The sequence below is a fragment of the Microcoleus sp. BM001215392 genome, assembly GCF_036700185.1.
In the GTDB taxonomy this organism is placed as follows: Bacteria; Cyanobacteriota; Cyanobacteriia; order Cyanobacteriales; family Microcoleaceae; genus Microcoleus.
Genome location: NZ_JAUBOJ010000607.1, coordinates 1 through 2,694, shown reverse-complemented (window position 1 = coordinate 2,694; position 2,694 = coordinate 1). Strand labels below are relative to the sequence as shown.

The window sequence follows — 2,694 nt, the reverse complement described above, 5'->3', positions numbered from 1 at the left end:
CCGACTTTCGCTATGAGGCAGGGGTTTAAACCCCTGCCGGACTGCCGGACTGACGAACTGCTTTCCCTGCGGGTTTGACCTTAAATTGACTGCCAACCGTCCCTAAAGTCAATAAAAAGTCGATGAAAAGTCGATGAATTCTCGAAGAACTCAGTCGCCAACTCAAATAGCCACCTGATTAGATGAGAAATAACAAGGTTGAATCACATCAAAACGAGGTAACAGCATTGTGCATTCTATCCTAATTTGGTCGCTGGCATCCGCCACTAATCAACCAGGTTTCGCTTTCACGCCGCCGCTGTTTTGGTTGCTGCTGGGAATTGTGCTGAGTGCGATCGATCTATTTATCCAAAAAACTCAGCCCCAAAGATACAGGTTTTACCTGCTGATGATGGGGGCTGCTGCATTAATCTCATCCTTTGTTTTGTGGAGAGGGTCGATCGCATTTCAGTTTAGTTGGGCGAACGTCATGTATGAAGCTTTTGACTGGCAGATATTCTACTGGATGGGAATCTCTCTCGCCTTGAGTATCTGGATCAGACCAGTTTTCATTGTTCGCAAAAAGTTTGTGATTCCTGAAGCAACCGAAGCCACAACTATCTCCGAAATTTTATCTGGAGAAATTGGAATGGTGATGTATGAAGGTGTTTCGTGGAAAGCCCGAAATGAAGATTTCCAGGGAATCGCAGCCCAACAAAAAGTTTACGTTTTGCGGCGCGAAGGAAACACGCTGATTGTGATACCTGACAAATTAATGCGCATTCATGGCTAAATCTTGGGTTGTTACTTCTTTTATTAGACGGCGATTGAAATCGCTTCTACACAAACAAAGTCCGCCTTCGCGGACTAAGAAATCACTATCAACTGTCAACTGTCAACTGTCAACTGTCAACTGTCAACTGTTTAATAGGAGATTCACTATGTCTGAATATTTGTTGATGGTATTTTTAGCAATCACCGGAGTATCCTTAACCAGCAGCATGAAAATCGTCCGTCAAGGAGACGAAGCTTTAGTAGAAGTTTTTGGAAAGTACGATCGCAAAAAACTGGAACCTGGTTTGACATTTCTGGTTCCCTTTGTCGAAAAAGTCGCCTATACACAAACTCTGCGCGAGCAAATTTTATACCTAGCGCCGCAACAATGTAAAACTCGCGATCGCGTTGCTATCACTGTTGATTTTATCGTGTACTGGCGAATCATTAACTTAGAAAAAGCTTGCTACAAGGTAGAAAATCTCAAGGAAGCCATGTTCAATATGCTGATTCTGGCAATTCGGACTGAAATTGGTAAATTAGCTGTAGAGGAACTTTACGACGCTCGCCATCAAATAAATAATGCTTTAGTGAAGGAGTTGGATACAATCACCGATCCTTGGGGAGTAAAGTTTACGAGAGTTGAATTACGCGATTTTGCGATCGGTACTCAAGCGATTCAGCCGAAAGCCCTCGATCCAAAAGAGGCAAAAAAATTGCGAGCTTAGATTTTTGTTCATCACCATTTTTCTAGTTATTCTCGTTACCAGGCTCTGCCTGGTAACGCTGATCCAGAGGCTGTGCATCGCTGAATGCGATCGACATTCTCAGCACCGAAGTTCTGACTGCAAATAGAAAGGATAAAATACCATGCGGAAGCAAAAGCCTGATTCATATAGCATTTTACTCGATGTTTGTATCGTTTTACTCAAGGTTGGTGGAGGCGGCTTATTGGTTGTGTTCATTGGATTAATTGGCATCGTTATGCCATTATTATCGGGATTATTTTTTTCTTTTGGATTTAATGATAAGCAAGTTGAGATATTGGTCGGAACATCTACGAGTTGGCTAATGAATGTTAAGCAGGGAGAAGGCAAACAGTATGTTTCTTTAATGAACAGAACCCAGCAAGCTTATTTTGCAGAAAACAATGCTTTTGCCACTTCTATTGATGCTTTGGGACTTGGCATTAAAACAGAAACAAACAACTACAAATATTCAATTCGTACCACTCAGACAGCATCATTTTATTATGCAATTTCCAAGAGCAAGACTCTTAAGAATTATGTCGGCGGTGTTTTTCTTTTTCCTGATAAAGAATTAGCACCCAATGCCGATCGAGATGAAAGGACAACTGTAACTATACCTGTAACTATACTTTGCGAAACTGAAAAGCGCCCTTTCTTTAGAGTTAAACGAAAAGATGAGCTAGATGAGCCAGCGGAACCAATTTATCAAAATGGTGAGGTTATTTGCGGTAAAGGCACAACAGAATTGCCCAGATAATCTAACCAAGCAACTCTCACAATATTTCACTTAAGTAAGTAAATATAGCACGTCTAAATGAGTCATGCAATTCGATCGATTTTCAAAAATGCCAACGATCTCGCAATCGAGTAATCGGCATTGCATTCGAGCGAATGTGAGCCGATCGGGTAACAATATTAACTTATTGCATAAATGATTTAGACGCGCTATAGGAAGCGATCGAGATAACAGCCTTAATTCCCAATCTCAAATCTCAAATCGATTTAATATCGATCGCTGCATCGATATTGTTTGTAAGTCCCACAGTCCGACAGGGAATTAATTCCCTGTCTCATAACGAAAGTCCTCTCAAAGAGGACTGAAGAGCCAATTAAATCAACTTCTTAATCCTCAATTTTAAATCTAAAATCTATAGTCGGTTTCAACCGACTTTCGCTATGAGGCAGGGGTTTA

General features: G+C 41.2%; 3 protein-coding genes. All 3 read left to right on the top strand.

Annotation, left to right across the window (positions count from 1 at the left end; all coding sequences use genetic code 11):
* Window positions 1-229: 229 nt before the first annotated feature.
* Window positions 230-772, top strand: coding sequence for an NfeD family protein (locus QT974_RS33280; RefSeq protein WP_333472632.1), 543 nt, complete (start codon window positions 230-232; stop codon window positions 770-772).
* 148 nt (window positions 773-920) lie between these two features.
* Window positions 921-1,481, top strand: a complete 561-nt coding sequence (locus QT974_RS33275) for a paraslipin (protein ID WP_333472631.1) — start codon at window positions 921-923, stop codon at window positions 1,479-1,481.
* Window positions 1,482-1,623: 142 nt separating this feature from the next.
* Window positions 1,624-2,259: a type IV pilin-like G/H family protein gene (locus tag QT974_RS33270; RefSeq protein WP_333472630.1), complete on the top strand. Its 636-nt coding sequence runs from the start codon at window positions 1,624-1,626 to the stop codon at window positions 2,257-2,259.
* Window positions 2,260-2,694: the final 435 nt, after the last annotated feature.

Excerpts from the sequence above, each read along its gene's own strand:
- QT974_RS33275 (WP_333472631.1), top strand. The coding sequence starts at position 921 with ATGTCTGAATATTTGTTGATGGTATTTTTAGCAATCACCGGAGTATCC.
- QT974_RS33270 (WP_333472630.1), top strand. The coding sequence starts at position 1,624 with ATGCGGAAGCAAAAGCCTGATTCATATAGCATTTTACTCGATGTTTGT.